This window comes from Gordonia sihwensis NBRC 108236, from assembly GCF_000333035.1.
Lineage (GTDB): Bacteria > Actinomycetota > Actinomycetes > Mycobacteriales > Mycobacteriaceae > Gordonia > Gordonia sihwensis.
Map to the genome: position 1 here is coordinate 1 of NZ_BANU01000040.1, position 16,911 is coordinate 16,911.

A 16,911-nucleotide genomic window follows, 5' to 3' on the forward strand; every position below is an offset into this window, starting at 1 on the left:
TCCGTCTCCCGCACCGGCCGCAGGTGGCGCACCGCCTCGCCGTCGCTCCGACGAGAGGCGGTCCACACCGCCACCGACTCCGCCCCGGCGCCGCGGCCGCGCCGCGCCCTCTCCCAAACCGCGCAAGCGCAGGCGGTTCCGGCTGGGCCGGATCCTGCTCGTGATCGTGCTCCTGCTCGTCGTGATTCCAGTCGGGCTGCTGTTCTATTACGACGGCAAGCTGCATCGGGTCAACGCCCTGTCCGGCTATCCCGGACGGATCGGCGATACTCCCGGAACCAACTGGCTGATCGTCGGAACCGACTCCCGTCAGGGACTCACCGAGGAACAGAAGAAGAACCTGGCGACCGGTGACGCCGACGGGGCGCGCACCGACACCATCATGATGGCGCACCTGCCGACCTCGGGTAAGCCGATGCTCATCAGCATCCCCCGCGATCTGTACGTGCCGATCCCCGGAATGGGCAGCCACAAGATCAACGCCGCCTTCAACAACGGCGGGCCGCAACTACTGGTCCAGACCGTCGAAGAGTTCACCGGCGTCCGCATCGACCACTACGCCGAGATCGGGTTCGGCGGCTTCGACAACCTCGTCGATTCCGTCGGCGGGGTTCAGATGTGCCTCGATCAGCCCCTGCACGACCCCAAGGCCGGGCTGAACCTGCCCGCGGGATGCCAGAGACTCGACGGCGCTCAGGCACTCGGACTGGTGCGCACCCGCGCCTTCCCCAACGCCGACCTGGAGCGAGTGGTGAACCAGCGCAAGTTCCTCGCGGCACTGATGTCGAAGGCCACGAGCCCCGGGGTGCTGCTCAACCCGTTCCGGCTGTTCCCGTTCGTCAGCGGGGCGGTCGACGCGGTCACCGTCGACAGCGGCGACCACATCTGGAACCTGGCCTGGCTCGCGTACAAGATCAGCGGTGATCCGGTCACCACGACGGCGCCGGCCGACGGCGACGAGTTCACCGACGACGGCGACTCGCTGATACCGGGCGAGACGACGAAGAGCTTCTTCGACTACATCGCGCGCGGCCGGGCGGTTCCAGCCGATCTGCTGAGCGGAGGAACCGGCGCCGTGTCGTAGTGGCCGCCGCCACCGAATCGGAGTCGGGCGCCGCCCGTCGCCACCAGCCGGGTGCGGAGCCGGGCCATTAGACTCGTCCCATGACCGAAACGCCGCGCACGCCGTTCCATCAGCTGCTGCACGACCAGATCAGCAACGAGTTCTCCGCATCTCAGCAGTACATCGCGCTCGCGGTGTACTACGACAGCCACGACATGCCGCAGCTGGCGAAGCATTTCTATGCCCAGTCCGTGGAAGAGCGCAATCACGCGATGATGATCGTCCAGTACTTCCTGGACCGCGACATCGATGTCAAGATCCCCGCCGCCGACGCCCCGATCACCGAGTTCGACGACTACCGCGGCCCGATCGAACTCGCGCTGAAGCAGGAGAAGATCGTCACCCAGCAGATCGTCGATCTGGCGAAGACCGCCCGCGACAGCGGCGACTACCTCGGCGAGCAGTTCATGCAGTGGTTCCTCAAGGAGCAGGTGGAGGAGGTCGCGACGATCACCACGCTCCAGACCATCGCCGACCGCGCCAACGGCAACATCTTCGATCTCGAGAACTTCGTGGAACGCGAGGTCAACAACGGTGGCCCCGCACCCGACGCCGCCGAACCGCCGGCCGCGGGCGGAAACCTCTGACGGCCGGCGGGACGGCTCCGGCGGCTACCGCAGCGTGACCTGACGCCCGATGATGCCCGCCCGGGAGCTTCGCTCGGCGGCGGTGAGGTCGGAGGTCTCCGCCAGCGCCTCGGTCAGCCGGGCGTCGAACTCCTCGACTCCCGAGTGCCATTCCTCGTGGTGCGCCTCGGGATCGAGGTCGAAGACCGGAACCACCAGACCGTGGGTGCGGAACGAACCCGCGAAGCGCGAACCCTCGCCCAAGGTCAGCCCGCCGGCCGCGTGCACGCGGGCGAGTGCGTTCATCAACGCGGTCTCTTCCTCCGGACGCACCCACCTCAGATGTGCACGATCGCCTGCGTCGACCCACCACGGTGCACCGACCCCGCTCGACGGGTGCAGCCGGGCGGTCGGAAGGATTGTCGCGTTGGCGCGCTCGAGCATCATCGAGAGCTCCGCCGGAACGTCGGAGTCGTCGGCGAACCACCACCCGAAGTCCTCATGCACGACCACCTGGAGTTCGGCCTCCGGGTCGATGATCTCGGTGAGCGGACGACCGAGTACGCCGCCCGGGTAGGTGTCGCCGGCGGCGGCTGCACTCGCCCAGGTCAGCGCCGCGGACAGCGAGCCGGCGAGGTCGGCCGGCTCGGGGTTGGTCTGCAGGGCCACGAGGCCTCCGGTGACCTTCCCGCCCTCGTCCCCCTCCGCCGCTCCGCGCTCGCCGAAGACCGCTGCGTCGCGCTGCCGGACCTGGGCCGGCACCGCACCGGGCAGAATGGTCGCGAAGTCGGCTTCGTGCGCCGCGTCGAACCCTGCGGCGAACGGCACCCGGGCAGTGGCGGAAGCGATGAAGGCGCGCAACGCCACCAGATCGCATTCCGCCTTGAGTCCTTGGAACGGGCGCGCCGGCGCCGCCAGTGCGGCTTCCTGCCGCGCCTTGCGGGCGGCGACCCGCTCGGCTCGATTGCTCCCCGGACGCGGGCCGCTGCCGCGCTTGCTCTTCTTTCCCATGCGACCAGCCTCTCATCCGCCGGGACGCGGCGCACGAGGGCACCCGATCGCTGACGTCTCACTCCACCGTGACGAGCCAGTCCCGCACTCGGGCCGGGTAGTTGGTCGCCAGCCAGCGCACGCCGAGGTCGGCGCACAGCTGCACGTCGGCCTGGTCGTCGCACGTCCACGCGTAAGTGACGCGGCCTGCTGCGGCGGCCCGATCGACGAGGTCGGGGTGCAGACGCAGGGTCTCGATGGACGGTCCGACACCGGTGGCGCCGACAGCCGTCGCCGCCGTCCCGCCGATGATGCGGATGCTGTCGCCGAGGAGGATCGTCGGGAGTATCGGTGCGGTGCGCCGCACCCGCCACACGCCCGCCGGGGAGAACGAGATCACGACGGCACGGCTGTGGTCGGCCGACGGCGGCGCAGCGACGCCGAACTCGTGGAGGACTTCGAGGAGTTTGAGCTCCACCATGCTGCCGAAGCGGACCGGATGCTTGGTCTCGATGAACAAGCGCACCGGCCGATGCCAGTCCAGGGTGAGGGTGAGCAATTCGCGCAGGGTGAGCACCGACGCCGCCCGGCCGCTTCGGTGCCACGAGCCGAAGTCGTATTCACGCAGTTGCGCCAGGCTCATCTCGCTCACCACACCACTCGCGTCGGACGTCCGGTCGATGGTGCGGTCGTGGATGCAGACCAGTTCGCCGTCGGCGGTCAGCCGGACGTCGCATTCGAGGCCGTCGGCGCCCTGCGACAGCGCCAGCTCGTAAGCCGCCAACGTGTGCTCGGCCAACTCGCCGGAGGCGCCGCGATGCGCGACCACCGCGGGCTTGCCCGAGCGCGAGATACCCGCCGACATCATGCCGCCACCAGTCGTCGTCCGGATGCGCTGGAACCGACCGGGCCGGTGAGGACCGTCACCAGCCGCGGACCCACCCAGTGGGCGAAGACCGCGGAGACCGCGAGCGAGAACGTGACCAGCGCGAGCGCATTGGCGCTCACCTGGACCGAGTCGCTGAACCATGAGCCGATTCGATAGCAGACCGCGATCAGCGCGACGAGATTGACGATCGCCCACGCGGTCCCCAGATGCTTGATGCGTCCGATCGCCGGAGCCGGAGCGTCGCCGCACAGCGCGGCCTCGCTGAGCAGCAGGGGAACTCCGACGACATTGGCCAGCGGCACCGCCGCCAGCGCCAGTACCACGCGGGCCGGCCGCGGGTCCCGGCGGTCGGCGGCCCGATACGCTGCGGCCCGCGCCGGAAGCAGCCAGCGCACGAAGGCCACGAGTGCCACCAGCATTGCGACGAAGGCGAAGACTCCGAAGACGAGCACCGCGGCGCCCGAGAGCAGATCCAGCCACATCGGAATCGGCGTCGAGCGGTTGACGGCCGCGATGACGTACCGGATCAGATGCACCACCGCCGCCGCGCCGAGCATGGAGGTCGCCATCCGCAGCGCGCGCAGCAGCACGTCGCCGGGGTCCGCGGGCTCCGGGTTCTCCCCCGGCGAGATCGGCCCGCGATCCGACAGACCCCAGCGCGGTATGTACCGGTACGACGGGGTCGGCGTCCATTCGTGCGCGCGGACCGTGACCGGAGCCGGACGCGCCTCGGCCGGACGGTCGGCGACCCAGCGCAGACCGGCCCGCGCGACACTCGTGCGCGGTGCCGAAGCCCCTCGCGCGGCACCGGACTGCGGCCGCTGAACCACGCGGCCCTGTGCGTCGAGCACCATGAGCCGACGGCCGCAGCGCGGGCACAGTTCACGTCCCTCGCGATGCGGCGCCTGGATGCGGCAGCTGGGGCAGACGTCGAGCATCAGGCGTCGCCGCTCCCGTACATCCCTTCGGTTCCGGTGTCGACGGGCTTGTCCGCCGCCTGCCACGCCACCATGCCGCCCTCCACGCAGGTTCCGTCGATGCCGCGCATCGCCAGGTACTGGAGCAGGCGGAACGATCGCCCACTGGTCCGGCATATCACCAGGAGTTCGGAGTCGAGGTCGATCTCGTCGATCCGCGCGGGCACGTCGTCGAGCGGGATGTGCAGCGCCCCGCGCACGTGGGCTTCCTCCCACTCGTAGTTCTCTCGAACGTCGAGAAGGACCTTGTCGGTGACATCGCTGAAGTCGTCGGGGAGGTCGGTGACCGCCACCGTCTCGATCTCGTCCATGCTCACCGTTCCCATGCTTCCACAAGTGCCCCGAACTCGATGCGGAGCCGCCGCGGATGATCGCATCGCGGAGCCTTCGGCGCTACCACAACCGCCCAGCGGCGCAACGCGCTCACCCATATGCAAGGTTGCATATTTTTATCCACAGCGGCGTGTCGCACTGTCGATCCACACATACCCACAACCTCCGCCAGTCCTGTGGACAGCCCTGTGGATTTGTGGATAAGGGGAGGTGAAAGCAAGACTTTCTGTGTCGCACGTCTCATTCCGGCTGACAATTCCCTGAATCTTCATCGCATTTCCCCTGGATTGTCGCCTGACGGCCAAGCGATTCTTCCCCAAGTGCACTGTGGACAACGTGGGGATAACCCAGTCGAACAAACCCTCAAGTTCTACTTGCGACTTGCTCGGGCGCTGATCGCGGCACACTACACTCCGAGGTTGTGCACGTGCGCTGGCTCACCGCTTTCTTCGACTTCCCGGCCTCCGAATTCGGCGCTGAGGTGACCTTCTGGCGCGCGATCTCCGGCAGTACGGTGTCCCCGCCGCGCGGCGAGTTCAAGGAGTTCGCGACGCTCGAACCGTTCCACGGCGACCCTTATCTGCGTGTTCAGCGGGTCGACGACGGTCCGGGCGGGATGCATCTGGATCTCCACGTGGACGATCCGTCGCAGGCGATGCTCGAGGCCGAGTCGAGGGGCGCGACGGTCGAGTCCGTCGCCGACGGTGTCGTGACGATGCGCTCGCCCGCCGGCGGCGTGTTCTGCCTCATCCCGTGGCGGAACGAATCAGTCCGGGCCCGGCCCATCCGGTGGCCCGGAGGAGGCATCAGCATCATCGATCAGCTCCGATTCCAGGTGCCGTCCGCCGACTTCGGTACCGAGGTGCAGTTCTGGGCCGGACTCACCGGCAAAGACGCCGGCCCCACCGAGGGCGTCGATGCGGTCGCTCTCAACAACAGTCCCCGACTCTCGCTGCAGGTCGTCATCATGCGGACCGACGAGAGCGTCGCCAGCGCGCACACCGCGATCGCCGCCACCAACGTGCCGGACGAAGTGGAGCGGCACGAGGGCTGGGGCGCGACGGTCGTCGCGCGCTCCGCCGACTGCGTGCAGATGGCCGACCCGTGCGGCCGGCTCTACTGCATCACTGCGCGCAATCCGCGGACCGGTGTGTGAGACCACCCCCGACTGCCCCACGCGTCCGTCAGCCCAATTCGGCGAGTCTGCGGGCCTCACGTTCACACTCACGGCGCTGCGCCGGCCGCAGGTCCACGAGCTCGGTGAGCTCGACGCCGGCCGCCGTCCGCCGCCAGGTCCCGGCCAGTCGCCCGTCCGCCAGGATGAATCCCGGCGACTGCCCGTTGGGTGTCACGGTCCGCGCGTAGACGTCCGGGTCGGCGACTCGGGCGCGGTCGGCGGCGGTGAAGATCACGTTGTCGAAGGGCGCGACGAGCCGAATCGGCACCGCGGTTTCCGGATCAGCGAGCGCCAGCCCGTCCAGGTCGTACAGCGTCCGTCCGTCGGGTCCGGTGAGACGCACCAACTCCCAGTCGTCCGTCATCTGCTCCAGTACCGGGCGCAGTCCGCGCAGACCGGACCAGGTCTGCACCGCCGCGACCGTCGACGGCCCGAAACCCCTCAGGTAGAGGCGGATCAGGTCGCGAATCGCCTCATCACCGGCGACGGCCGGCTCCCCCGGTCCGATCCAGTCGTCCAGCAGGCGGAAGGCCGGGCCGCCCGACCGTCGCCACAGTCCCCGCGGGGGCGTCTGGACCAGCGGCATCCACGCCCGGACCACCGCGGCCATCGCGTCGACGGGTTCGGCCGGCCAGGTCTCCGAGAGCGCCGTACGCAGCCGGGCCGCCGTCACGGGCTCGGGTCCACCGCCGATGATCCGCGCGCCCACGGCCGCCACCTCGTCCGGGGCCGGACCGTTGAGTCGTCGGACGTGATGGCGAGCCCCGCTGATCAGCGTCGGGCTCAGCAGCGCCCTGATCCACCGCGCGTCGAGGGCGTCCATCAGGAAGACCGTGCCCCACTGAAGCGCCATCCGGACCATCGATCGATCCTGGATCAAACTGTCCAATTCGGCTGGATCGAAGTCCTCGATCCGGGAGGCGAGCGCATAGAACGCGGCCTGCGGATCCTGCGACTGCAGGCCGACGCACCGGTCGACGACCTCCACGGCGTCCTCGTCCACCCGCTCGATCAGGTGTTGCCGCTCGAGCAGCGTGCGGTTCCATTGGCGCAGACTGATCGCTCCGGTCACGGCCGCGAGTCAGCCTGCCGCCGGGAACTCCAGGCCCGTGGTGGCATGGCAGCGGTATCCGTTGGGGTTCGTGAACAGATACTGCTGGTGGTAGTCCTCGGCGTAGTAGAACATCCCGTCGCCGGCCTCCGACATCAGCGAGATCTGGCTGGTCACCGGACCGTAGCCGGCAGCGGCGAGGACCGGTTCGAACCGGCGTGCGGCGGCCGCGGCCTGGTCGGCCTCGGCCTCGTCGAAGGTGAAGACGGCCGACCGGTACTGAGTGCCGATGTCGTTGCCCTGCCGCATCTCCTGGGTGGGGTCGTGCGAGGTGAAGAAGACCTCGAGGATCTTCTGGAAGGTCAGCACCTCCGGGTCGTAGACCACAAGCACCGACTCGGTGTGGCCGGTCTGTGCGGTGCACACCTCCTCATACGTGGGATTCGGCGTGTAGCCGCCCGCGTACCCGACGGCGGTGGTGTGGACTCCGGGCAGCTGCCAGAAGATCTCCTCGAACCCCCAGAAGCATCCGCCGGCCAACACCACGGCGCGCAGGTCCGGGCCCCAGTCGCCGATACCCGCCGGAGCGAACTCTCCGTTCTCGTCGGCCGCCCCGCGCAGCGGCCGATGCAGCACCCGATGCTCCGCCGGTATCGGCATCGGCGCCCGACGGCCGGGAAGTGCGTCGTCGCGAGCCACCATCACGCGTTTGACGTCGGCTGCGGCCAGAATCCGATCGAAGAGGCTCATGCATTCCAGCGTACGTCGATCCGGACGGTTGTCGGGGCCGTCGATCCCGAGTAGCGTCTGGTACCCAGGAAGTCTGGTGTGAGGCACATCACGTCCAACAGTCGGGGAGGCTCAACGATGGCGGGACAGGCACGGTCAGCACTCGATCGGCCCGCGGAGGACACTTCACGTCTCGACCTGCACATCGGACAGCAGTGCGCCGCGACCGCGGCCACCATCGCGGCGATCATCGTGGCGATCGTGCTCGTCGTGCTCATCTGAGCCCGGGCGGTCGGCGGGTTTCGCGCAGTCGGCCGCCCTCTGTTGCAAAGCGTCTCGGTCTACGGAAATGTAGAAACCAGACCCGGGTACGGATCTTTCACACTTTCCACAGAGAGGACCATCGTGGCTGAATACACTCTGCCTGAGCTGGACTACGACTATGGCGCCCTGGAGCCGCACATCTCCGGCAAGATCATGGAGCTCCACCACAGCAAGCACCACCAGACCTACGTGAACGGTGCCAACACCGCTCTGGAGAAGCTGGCCGAGGCGCGCGAAGACGGCACCATCGCCGGCAAGGTCTACGGACTGTCGGCCAACCTCTCGTTCCATCTCGGTGGCCACACCAACCACTCGATCTTCTGGAAGAACCTGTCGCCCAACGGCGGCGACAAGCCCGTCGGCGACCTCGCCGACGCGATCGCCAACGATTTCGGCAGCTTCGACAAGTTCCAGGCCCACTTCACCGCGGCGGCCACCACCCTGCAGGGCAGCGGCTGGGCCATCCTCGGCTGGGACACCATCGGACAGCGTCTGGTCATCGAGCAGCTGACCGACCAGAGCGGCAACACCTCCGCCGCCCTCATCCCGGTCGTCATGCTCGACATGTGGGAGCACGCCTTCTATCTCGACTACCAGAACGTCAAGCCGGACTACGTCAAGGCTTGGTGGAACGTTGTGAACTGGGCCGACGCCGGCGAGCGCCTCGATCGCGCCCGCACCCAGGGCGCGGGCCTCATCGTCCCGGCCTGACACTGGGCCCGGCGACATACCCGGCACGGCGGCCCGGCACCGAAAGGTGCCGGGCCGCTCTGCGTCTCGGGAGGGGCCGGCCCGGAAGGGACCGGTCCGACTGTCACTGCGACGGGCCCCTGGCCCCCACCACGCGATAGCGCGCGATCACGAAGGCCTTGTTCCGGGCGGTCTCGAGCAATTCGAAGTCGAAGGGCCGGGTGAACAGCGGCCGCCCCGCTCCCAGCGCGACCGGGGCGTAGCAGACCACCATCTCGTCGAGCATCCCGTCCGCGGCGAAGGCGGCGGCGAGGCCGCCGCCGCCGACCACCCACACGCCGAGTTCACCGGCCGCGGTCTCCAGGAGTTCGCGGTGCTCGGCAGGGCTTCCGGAGATCACTCTCACCGTGGGATGCACCAGGGGCAGTTCGCGGTGACTGAAGACGAAGGTCTGCTGATCCGGATAGGGCCACGGCTCGTCGGGCGTGTGCTCGAGCACCCACTCGTAAGTGGTCGCGCCCATCACGATCACGCCGGTCGCCGCCATCAGGTCGGCGATCGAGAACGGACCGTCCTCATCGATCGGCTGCGACAGCAGCCAGTCGAGCGAATCGTCCGGATCAGCGAGGAATCCGTCGAGTGTGGAAGCGGTGTAGTACGTGTAGTCGGTCATGGGGTTCCTCCTCCGGTGTGGCGTCGGTGCCAGACGATCGGGTCGGGGTCGAGGGCCGGAACGTCGACGTCGACGCCCGCGTCGCGGAGCATCCATCGCACCAGCAGCCGACGGTGTGCCGAGAACGTCAGTTCATGAGCCACGATCTGGCCCAGCAGAAAGGACTCGGGCGGTACACACAGCGCATCGACCACTCGGTCCGACCACGCGTCGCGACGATCGATGTCGCGGACGGTGGCGAGCCAGCGCGCGGAGACATCGGCGTGCCGGTCCCTCAGCGCCCCGATCTCGCGGACCGGTGTGAGGTCGGGCATCTGTTCGCCGGCGATCGTCGCCAGCCACGGCTGCTTGCTGACCACGAGATGCCACATCACCTCCGACAGTGATTCGTCCGGCCCGTCCCAAGAACGCGGACGGCTCCCGGGCAGCCTGCGCCGCGTGTACTCGTCGTCGCCGAGTTGCGCGACGGCGTCGATCAGCACACCGATGTCCGCGACGTCGTGCCTGGACATGATCTCGACGACGTCCCCGGCCGGTCCGGAGCCTGCCGTGCGGCTGTCGCCGGCGTCCACGTAGAGCGCGGTCGGCGAATGGAAGTGGATGCCGTTCGGGGCCGGCAGCCAGTGGCCGGATCGATCGGCGGGCGGCAGAGCCGTCGGGGGGTGTCCGTACGCGCGGGCGAAGGCCCGGCTGAACCCCTCCACCGATCCGTAGCCGTTGGCGAAGGCCGTCTCGGTCACCGAGGCGCCGCGCTGCAGCTGCCACGCGGCTCGTTCCAGGGTCACTCTGCGCCGCAGCGCCACCGGCGACTCGCCACTTCCCTGCCGCACCTGCCGCGCGAAGTGGAACTGCGAGGTGTACGCCTCGCCCGCCATCGCATCGAGATCGTCGTTCGCGTCGTCGAGAACCGCGTCGAGGAGCATGCGCAGCGGATCGGGCCTCGGTTCGCTCATGCACCGAGTATCCCCGGGGCGCTCGGCCGGACGCTTGACCGTTCTTGCTGTGTTCGACGGGCCGCCGCTGACTACAGGTAGATCACGCTCACCGTGACCGCGGCCGCACACGCCACCGCGAACACCCCGAGCACCAGCGCATCGATGCGGCCGGGACGGGACGGATACGCGGTCAGCCGCCCGGTGCCGCCGCGCGCGGTGATGGCCTCGGCCATCTCCGAACTGCGCCGCATGGCCGACGACATCGCGGCCACGATGATGTCGAGCACCGACAGCTCCGCCGAAGGGTGTCCGGAGTCCGAACTCGACCGCGGTCGCAGTCGGTGCGCGGCCCACAGGAGCCGGATCTCCTCCACGAGCAGCGGAAGGCCGCGGAGCGCCAGGGCGATGGTGACGGCCCATTCGTCGACGGGAAGCCGGAGGATCCGCAGCGGCGACATCAGGCGCGCCAGCGCCGGCGCCAATTCGGCCATCGGAGTCGTCCAGATCACGAGCACCGACATCGACACCACCAGCAGGCCGAGGAGAACCCCGCGCAACGCCGTGATGCCGCCGTCGCTGCCGCGGGCGATCCACGACCACACCACCGTCGCCGCCATCAGCGCCCAGAACCACCACGGCGGCCGCGGCAGCGCGCCGAGCGGGATCTTGGCGATCAGCACGAAGGCGATCAGGCAGATCGCGACGAAGCCGAGCCCGGGCCAGGAGGGAAGGACCCACGTCATGAGCCCCAGGACGAAGATGATGATCAGCTTGCTGCCGGCCCACAGCCGGTGCACCGGCGAATCGCCGGGGATCTCGCGCAGCATCGGAATCTGCATCACAGACCGCCTTCCAGCACACCGTCGACCAGTTCGATCCGACGGTTGCACACCCGATCGAGCGACTCCAGATCGTGCGAGATGATGATGATGGTCGCGCCCTTCTCCCGCAGTCCGGCGAGGACGGCGAGGACCTCCTCGCGCGCCTGCGGATCGAGTCCGGCCAGCGGCTCGTCGAGCACCAGGAGTTCCGGCCCCGAGGCGATCAGGGAGGCGAGCACCACGCGGCGCATCTGACCTCCGGAGAGGGCGTCTACCCGCCGCGCGGCGATCTCCCTCGGCAACGCGACCAGGTCGAGCACATGCCCGACCTCGGCGGTACCGACTTCGAGACCGCCCACCGCCATGATCTCGTCGGCGACCGTCGTCTTCTGCAATTGCAGTCGCGCGTGCTGGAAGCCGAGTCCCACGTCGCCCACCCGCTCCGCCGTCGGCTCACCGCCGAGCAGCACCGAGCCGCGGGTGGGGGTGATCAGTCCGGCGAGAATCCAGGCGAGGGTCGACTTCCCGGAGCCGTTGCCGCCGACGATGAGGACACCGTCACCGGAATTGACCTGGAAGTTCACCGATTTCAGCGCGGTGACCTCCCACGGCGATCCGGGCAGATAGGTGTGCGCCAGATCGCGGACCACGAGCAGCGCCTGCCCGTGCTCGTCGTGCCGTTGCGGTAGCGGGGGGCTGATCGCCTCCGGCCGCATCCACTCCGGATGGTGCTCCACCACCCGGCCCGCCTCGAGGTGGATCACGCGGTCTGCGGCGCGGGCCTCGGAGTCGCGGTGGGTGATCAGCACGACGGTGATCGCCCGGCGGCGCGGGAGTTCAGCGAGGATCTCGATCAACTCGGCGCGCCCGACCGGGTCGACCATCGACGTCACCTCGTCGGCGATGAGCAGCTGCGGGCTGCGCGCGAGCGCGGCGGCCACCGCCAGTCGCTGCTGCTGACCGCCGGACAGATCAGTGGTCTCGCGGTCGCCGAGTCCGGCGAGACCCACTTCCGCGAGCAGTCCGTCGACGTCGACCTCCGCGTCGTCGGGCAGTCCCCACACGAGGTCGTCCGCGACCCGCGCACCGAGCATCTGGGCTTCGGGCCGCTGCAGGACGAGTGCCGTTCCGCCCTCTCGGCCGAGGCCGGGCGCACCCGGGCGGTCGACGATACCGATGGTCGGATCCACCCCGACCAAGAGCTTGGCGAGCGTCGACTTCCCGGAACCGTTTGCGCCGACGACAGCCACGAACTCACCGCTGATCAGCGAGAGGTCGATGTTGTGGAGCACCTGCCGGTCCGACCCCGGATAGGTGTAGCCGACCCCGGCCATGCGCAGCGGAAGGGGCTCCACGGGGCGATCGCCGTCGGCGATCCCGGCGATCTCCAGGGTGTCCTCCAGCGGCACCTCGTCGAGGCGGTCGAGCACCTTGCCCAGCAGCCACCCGGCGATCAGCAGCGTCACCAGCGTTCCGATCACGCCGGGAATCCACATCCACAGCCACCAGTTGTCGACCACATTGCGCGAGAGCGCGTCCATCGCGTCGCCGACGGCGTCGAGTCTGATCGCGCGCGCGGTCTTCGCGATTCCGGTCAGCACGTTGTCGAGGACTTCGAGTGCCAGTTTGCGCAGCGGCACCAGTACCCACATCAGCAGTACCGACACCCCGGCGAGGATCGGCGAGGCCAGCAGCGACATCAGCGCCATGGCGGGCATCCGCCCGCCGCGCCGATGCACCTCGCCGATCAATCCGCCCATCACCGCCGAGACGAGCACCGCGAAGGCGGGCCCCAGTCCGGCGACCACGAAGGTCACCGCCACCGTCGTGACGATCGCCGCCAGGACCGCCCGCGGGCGGGTGCGCGCCGCGAGCAGCGCGACCGGCACCGGTGTCATGAACCCGAGCGCCGCCGCCAACGGCACCACGGAGACGATGACGGCGGGCACCACCGTCAGACCACTGAAGATCGCGATGGCCGCGATCTCACGGGCACGCAGGCCCCCTGTCGGCGTCGCCGGGACGTCGATTGCTTTGCTGACCACCTGTCCATTGTGCCCGGTCGGGGTGCCGGACACCGACGCTCAGGGCTCCCGGGGCGGGTCGGTACGGGTACCCGAATCACCCCTTTTGGGCTCCCTACCAGCGATTTTCCAGGCCGTCGATCTGTTGCGTACGGCAGATAGGCCGCCCTAACCTAGCGATATGTTCGCCGCTCTGATGCTCAGCTCGGGCATCATCTTCGTCGCCGAGCTGGGCGACAAGTCTCAGCTCATGGCGATGACTTACGCTCTCCGATACCGCTGGTGGGTGGTACTGGCCGCGATCCTGACCGCGACCACCCTCGTCCACGCCGTCTCGGTCTTCTTCGGTCATTTCCTGGGCCTGTCGATACCGTCCGACATCATGTCGGTGCTGGCCGGACTGTCGATGCTGGTCTTCGGACTCTGGACGTTGCGGGGCGACGAGCTCGACGAAGAGGAGTCCGCCCGGGCGCGACGGGTCGGTGCATCGGTGTTCCTGGCCGTGATGAGCTCGTTCATGCTGGCCGAACTCGGCGACAAGACGATGCTCGCCACCATCACGCTCGCCACCGATCACGACTGGGTGGGCGTGTGGATCGGCTCGACGGTCGGCATGGTCGCCGCCGACGCGCTCGCGATCGCCGTCGGCCGACTGCTCGGCAGGCATCTCCCCGAGCGCGCCATCGCGGTGGGCGCGGCGGTCCTGTTCTTCGGATTCGCCGTCTGGCTGCTGGTCGAGGGTCTGTCGGGTGCTTCCGGAGTCCTCGTGGCCGTCGCGGTCCCGGCCGCGGTCCTGATCGTCGTCGCGGGTGTGTTCTGGATCCGGGTGACGCATCGGCGCAGGCAGGCGCGCTCGCAGGTCGCCGAACACGACGTCGCCGAAGCCGACCGGATCCGCGAACTGTACTGAGAGAGGCTTGCGGGTACTATTGCATCGGCCCTACCGAGCGAGCGCTCGGGGTTGTGGCCGATCAATCCGTCACGGTGCCCGGTCCGGTGCGGGCCGCACCCGCCTGAAAGGAATTCGTCCATGGACGTCACAGGTTCCGCAGTCATCGTCACCGGCGCCGCATCCGGCCTGGGTGCCGCCACGGCACGTCGGTTCGCCGAGCAGGGAGCGACCGTCTTCGGCATCGACCTGCCGCAGTCGATCGAGAAGGCGGAGTCCGTCCCGGGCGTGCAGTTGGTGGCCGCCGACGTCACCAGCGAATCCGAGGTCCAGGCCGTCATCGATCAGATCGCCGAAGCCGGTCTGCCCTTGCGCGCGGCGGTCAACTGCGCGGGCGTGGGCTGGGCGTCACGCATCCTCGGCAAGGAGGGCCCGCACGATCTGGAGCTCTTCCGCAAGGTCATCGACATCAACCTCGTCGGCACGTTCAACGTGATGCGCCTGGCCGCCAACCGGATGCAGCATGAGTCCGCGGTCACCGACGACGGCGCTCGCGGCGTCATCGTCAACACCGCGTCGGTCGCGGCCTTCGAGGGCCAGATCGGGCAGATCGCCTACACGGCCTCGAAGGGTGCCGTGCATGCCATGACGATCTCCGCCGCCCGCGACCTCGCTCGAGCCGGCGTCCGCGTGTGCACCATCGCCCCGGGCACCATCAACACCCCGATGCTCGCCGGCGTCACCGACGAGTTCAAGAAGACGCTCGAGGCGGGCATCCCGTTCCCGCAGCGTCTCGGCGAGCCTTCGGAGTACGCCGACCTCGCGGCGTTCATCGTCTCCCACGACTACCTCAACGGCGAGACCATCCGCATGGACGGCGCACTGCGCATGGCTCCGCGCTAGAGGACCTCGCGCAGCGGTGGCGGGCCGGCCGGTGAACGCCGGCCCGTCACCGCCCGCCGGGCAGAACGCCGCCGCCGGCGTTCTCGGCCAACAGATCGGCGGCCAGCGGAAGCTCGAGCACTTCGTCCGAGTCGATCCATTCGCGGAGCACCTTGGTGGCGCGGACGTCGTCCTCGTTGTACTGAAGCAGACGCTCGCGCTGACTCTCGTCGCGCACCGCGCCGTCCAGACCCACCGCGGCGGCGTACCACTCCATCGACGCCTCGCCGCCCGCCTCGTCGTCGCGCCAGTTGAATCCGGCCACCGGAGCGATGCGCTTGAGTCCCTTGCCCTTCGGGCACACGAAGTTGTCGTTGACGGCCTCGAACACGTCCACCCACTCGCGGGATGCGATGAAGGCGTCCACCGCGGTCCGCGACGGAACACCCGGCATGTCGGCGAACCGGTCGGCGCTGCCGCGCAGCCACCGGTTCTCGGCATGCTGCGAATAGCAGTAGGCGGCGAAGGTCTTGCCTGCGGCACGCGCCGCATCGCGTTCGGCTGTCAGCCACGCCCAGAACTGCGCGAACGACCGCCCCTCGTCGCGCGTGGGCAGCGGATCCCACGTGACGAACGGACGATAGGCCACCGGCCGCGCCGGATCGGTGTTGTCGGTCAGGAGTGTGCCCCACATGTACGCACCGCGCTCGGAATAGCTCTCCATGTCTACGTCGACCTCGACATCGGCCCGCTGGACGCGCGGGCGGTCGTGCCGCCGGACCAGCGGGATGTCGCGGACCCAGCACTTCGCGGACACGACGGTGTCGTCGAAGCGCACCGCACCCACCCACTCGGCCGGCTCCGCGCCGCGATAATCGGCGAGCTGATCGATGGTGACGACCCCGATGTCGCGGAGAATCTGCCCCTGGTTCCCGCCGACCACCAGACTCACGTCACGTTTCTCGGTGAGTTCGGCCTCGCATCGCGGCCACCAGTGACAACTGCGGCACTCGCTCACCCGTCGGGGCGAGGTCGCGATGTCCCCCGCGGCGATCGCCCGGCGGCGATCGAAGGTCTCGTCGTAGTCGTGGGCCGATTCGCCGAGCGGGACCACGACGATGCAGTCGGCGTCGAGACCGATCAGTCCGCCGAGCGCCTCCTCCCGCGGGGCGTGCAGCCGTCCGAGGTCGTCGAGCATCGCCGCGATCTGCGCCAGCCGCATCACGTCGCCGCGCCGGCTGCGGAACGACCGCGTCGCATCCGGCTCGGGATGCCAGCCGAACAACGGACTGGTCCGCAACGTCGGCACCTCGCCCTCGCGGGGTTCGGCGATCGTCGTCGTGACACGGTGGTTGACGACGATGATCGGGAGATAGCCCTCCCCATGCCGCAGCAGCGCCTCGGCGTGACCGCGACGGCCGCGCTCCACGTCGGTCGGCAGTGCGGCCTGGAGAATCCACTGCGCCCCGCGGTCCATCGCCGCACGGGTCGCCGCCACCCGGTCTCGGTGATCGGCCGCCTCCACCACGACCACCGTTCCCTCCGGACGGTCGCTCCAGAACCCGCGGATCAGATCGAGCACGTGACGTCGATGCGCCTGAGCTGCCTCGATCCGTCGATTCGCCTCGGCGGTCTCCGGCTTCGCGACACCGTCCGCGGCAGCCGCGGAGTCGAGCGCCAGCCGGTGCTCGCAACCCGTGAGATTCCGCGCACCGAGAATCGCAGATCCCACGTGATCGGCCTCGACTTTCCGTTTCCGAGCGGCAACACGGCCACGGGGGCCGAGTTGTTCATTACCCACAGAGACTATGCAAAGCTGGAGACAACTGATCGCAGGT

The 16,911-nt window shown here is 68.9% G+C and carries 18 protein-coding genes; 7 read left to right on the forward strand and 11 right to left on the reverse strand.

Annotated features, from left to right (window positions below; genetic code table 11):
- On the forward strand, positions 1–1,084 hold a 1,084-nt coding region (locus GSI01S_RS18010; protein ID WP_244874930.1), incomplete at its 5' end, for an LCP family protein.
- Between the two features lie 80 nt (positions 1,085–1,164).
- Positions 1,165–1,710 (forward strand): ferritin, encoded by a 546-nt coding sequence (locus tag GSI01S_RS18015; RefSeq protein ID WP_006898078.1) that lies wholly within the window; start codon positions 1,165–1,167, stop codon positions 1,708–1,710.
- 24 nt (positions 1,711–1,734) lie between these two features.
- On the opposite strand, the gene GSI01S_RS18020 is transcribed toward GSI01S_RS18015, so the two are convergent.
- Genes GSI01S_RS18020 through GSI01S_RS18035 form a run of 4 tightly spaced genes read right to left on the reverse strand, consistent with a single transcriptional unit; the run spans position 1,735 to position 4,856 of the window.
- Entirely contained in the window at positions 1,735–2,700 is a 966-nt protein-coding gene (locus GSI01S_RS18020; protein WP_006898079.1) for a DUF5926 family protein, read from the reverse strand.
- Between the two features lie 58 nt (positions 2,701–2,758).
- Complete coding sequence (locus tag GSI01S_RS18025) at positions 2,759–3,547, reverse strand: glycerophosphodiester phosphodiesterase family protein (protein ID WP_085950764.1); 789 nt, start codon at positions 3,545–3,547, stop codon at positions 2,759–2,761.
- Positions 3,544–4,506, reverse strand: a complete 963-nt coding sequence (locus GSI01S_RS18030; protein ID WP_006898081.1) for a DUF4328 domain-containing protein — start codon at positions 4,504–4,506, stop codon at positions 3,544–3,546. The genes GSI01S_RS18025 and GSI01S_RS18030 overlap by 4 nt, the downstream gene beginning before the upstream one ends.
- Positions 4,506–4,856, reverse strand: coding sequence for a rhodanese-like domain-containing protein (locus GSI01S_RS18035; RefSeq protein WP_006898082.1), 351 nt, complete (start codon positions 4,854–4,856; stop codon positions 4,506–4,508). The genes GSI01S_RS18030 and GSI01S_RS18035 overlap by 1 nt, the downstream gene beginning before the upstream one ends.
- A gap of 443 nt (positions 4,857–5,299) precedes the next feature.
- On the opposite strand from GSI01S_RS18035, the gene GSI01S_RS18040 reads away from it, so the two are divergent.
- Positions 5,300–6,034 carry a VOC family protein gene (locus GSI01S_RS18040; protein WP_006898083.1) on the forward strand — a complete coding sequence of 245 codons (735 nt, stop codon included), beginning with the start codon at positions 5,300–5,302 and terminating at the stop codon, positions 6,032–6,034.
- A 28-nt stretch (positions 6,035–6,062) separates the two neighbouring features.
- Here the strand turns inward: GSI01S_RS18040 and GSI01S_RS18045 are convergent, their stop codons facing one another.
- Both GSI01S_RS18045 and msrA read right to left on the reverse strand, forming a co-directional pair.
- Positions 6,063–7,127, reverse strand: coding sequence for a winged helix DNA-binding domain-containing protein (locus tag GSI01S_RS18045; RefSeq protein WP_006898084.1), 1,065 nt, complete (start codon positions 7,125–7,127; stop codon positions 6,063–6,065).
- A 9-nt stretch (positions 7,128–7,136) separates the two neighbouring features.
- Positions 7,137–7,856 carry a peptide-methionine (S)-S-oxide reductase MsrA gene (gene msrA / locus GSI01S_RS18050; protein ID WP_006898085.1) on the reverse strand — a complete coding sequence of 240 codons (720 nt, stop codon included), beginning with the start codon at positions 7,854–7,856 and terminating at the stop codon, positions 7,137–7,139.
- 117 nt (positions 7,857–7,973) lie between these two features.
- Between msrA and GSI01S_RS20260 the strand changes: the two genes are divergently transcribed.
- Both GSI01S_RS20260 and GSI01S_RS18055 read left to right on the forward strand, forming a co-directional pair.
- The gene (locus tag GSI01S_RS20260; protein ID WP_156150494.1) at positions 7,974–8,117 is read left to right on the forward strand and encodes a hypothetical protein; all 144 of its coding nucleotides are present in this window, start codon (positions 7,974–7,976) and stop codon (positions 8,115–8,117) included.
- 123 nt (positions 8,118–8,240) lie between these two features.
- A complete protein-coding gene (locus tag GSI01S_RS18055; protein WP_006898086.1) occupies positions 8,241–8,870 on the forward strand; it encodes a superoxide dismutase in 630 nt (209 codons plus the stop codon).
- Between the two features lie 103 nt (positions 8,871–8,973).
- On the opposite strand, the gene GSI01S_RS18060 is transcribed toward GSI01S_RS18055, so the two are convergent.
- From GSI01S_RS18060 to GSI01S_RS18075, 4 genes are all read right to left on the reverse strand, one after another.
- Positions 8,974–9,522 (reverse strand): dihydrofolate reductase family protein, encoded by a 549-nt coding sequence (locus tag GSI01S_RS18060; RefSeq protein WP_006898087.1) that lies wholly within the window; start codon positions 9,520–9,522, stop codon positions 8,974–8,976.
- On the reverse strand, positions 9,519–10,475 hold the full coding sequence (locus tag GSI01S_RS18065; RefSeq protein ID WP_006898088.1) for a helix-turn-helix domain-containing protein: 957 nt from the start codon (positions 10,473–10,475) through the stop codon (positions 9,519–9,521). The genes GSI01S_RS18060 and GSI01S_RS18065 overlap by 4 nt, the downstream gene beginning before the upstream one ends.
- 71 nt (positions 10,476–10,546) lie before the next feature.
- Positions 10,547–11,296 carry an energy-coupling factor transporter transmembrane component T family protein gene (locus tag GSI01S_RS18070; RefSeq protein ID WP_006898089.1) on the reverse strand — a complete coding sequence of 250 codons (750 nt, stop codon included), beginning with the start codon at positions 11,294–11,296 and terminating at the stop codon, positions 10,547–10,549.
- Positions 11,296–13,323, reverse strand: a complete 2,028-nt coding sequence (locus GSI01S_RS18075; protein ID WP_006898090.1) for an ABC transporter ATP-binding protein — start codon at positions 13,321–13,323, stop codon at positions 11,296–11,298. The genes GSI01S_RS18070 and GSI01S_RS18075 overlap by 1 nt, the downstream gene beginning before the upstream one ends.
- Positions 13,324–13,483: 160 nt before the next feature.
- Here GSI01S_RS18075 and GSI01S_RS18080 point away from each other — a divergent pair, with 160 nt between their 5' ends.
- Together GSI01S_RS18080 and GSI01S_RS18085 are read left to right on the forward strand one after the other, a co-directional pair.
- Complete coding sequence (locus GSI01S_RS18080; RefSeq protein WP_006898091.1) at positions 13,484–14,212, forward strand: TMEM165/GDT1 family protein; 729 nt, start codon at positions 13,484–13,486, stop codon at positions 14,210–14,212.
- A gap of 120 nt (positions 14,213–14,332) precedes the next feature.
- The gene (locus tag GSI01S_RS18085) at positions 14,333–15,094 is read left to right on the forward strand and encodes an SDR family oxidoreductase (protein ID WP_006898092.1); all 762 of its coding nucleotides are present in this window, start codon (positions 14,333–14,335) and stop codon (positions 15,092–15,094) included.
- Between the two features lie 46 nt (positions 15,095–15,140).
- Here GSI01S_RS18085 and GSI01S_RS18090 read toward each other — a convergent pair whose 3' ends face one another.
- The gene (locus GSI01S_RS18090; protein WP_006898093.1) at positions 15,141–16,805 is read right to left on the reverse strand and encodes a TM0106 family RecB-like putative nuclease; all 1,665 of its coding nucleotides are present in this window, start codon (positions 16,803–16,805) and stop codon (positions 15,141–15,143) included.
- Positions 16,806–16,911 lie beyond the last annotated feature (106 nt).

Coding starts and splice junctions, on each gene's coding strand:
- GSI01S_RS18065 (WP_006898088.1), bottom strand. CDS start 10,475: ATGAGCGAACCGAGGCCCGATCCGCTGCGCATGCTCCTCGACGCGGTT.
- GSI01S_RS18015 (WP_006898078.1), top strand. CDS start 1,165: ATGACCGAAACGCCGCGCACGCCGTTCCATCAGCTGCTGCACGACCAG.
- GSI01S_RS18070 (WP_006898089.1), bottom strand. CDS start 11,296: ATGCAGATTCCGATGCTGCGCGAGATCCCCGGCGATTCGCCGGTGCAC.
- GSI01S_RS18080 (WP_006898091.1), top strand. CDS start 13,484: ATGTTCGCCGCTCTGATGCTCAGCTCGGGCATCATCTTCGTCGCCGAG.
- GSI01S_RS18020 (WP_006898079.1), bottom strand. CDS start 2,700: ATGGGAAAGAAGAGCAAGCGCGGCAGCGGCCCGCGTCCGGGGAGCAAT.
- GSI01S_RS18085 (WP_006898092.1), top strand. CDS start 14,333: ATGGACGTCACAGGTTCCGCAGTCATCGTCACCGGCGCCGCATCCGGC.
- GSI01S_RS18030 (WP_006898081.1), bottom strand. CDS start 4,506: ATGCTCGACGTCTGCCCCAGCTGCCGCATCCAGGCGCCGCATCGCGAG.
- GSI01S_RS18025 (WP_085950764.1), bottom strand. CDS start 3,547: ATGATGTCGGCGGGTATCTCGCGCTCGGGCAAGCCCGCGGTGGTCGCG.
- GSI01S_RS18060 (WP_006898087.1), bottom strand. CDS start 9,522: ATGACCGACTACACGTACTACACCGCTTCCACACTCGACGGATTCCTC.
- GSI01S_RS20260 (WP_156150494.1), top strand. CDS start 7,974: ATGGCGGGACAGGCACGGTCAGCACTCGATCGGCCCGCGGAGGACACT.
- GSI01S_RS18035 (WP_006898082.1), bottom strand. CDS start 4,856: ATGGACGAGATCGAGACGGTGGCGGTCACCGACCTCCCCGACGACTTC.
- msrA (WP_006898085.1), bottom strand. CDS start 7,856: ATGAGCCTCTTCGATCGGATTCTGGCCGCAGCCGACGTCAAACGCGTG.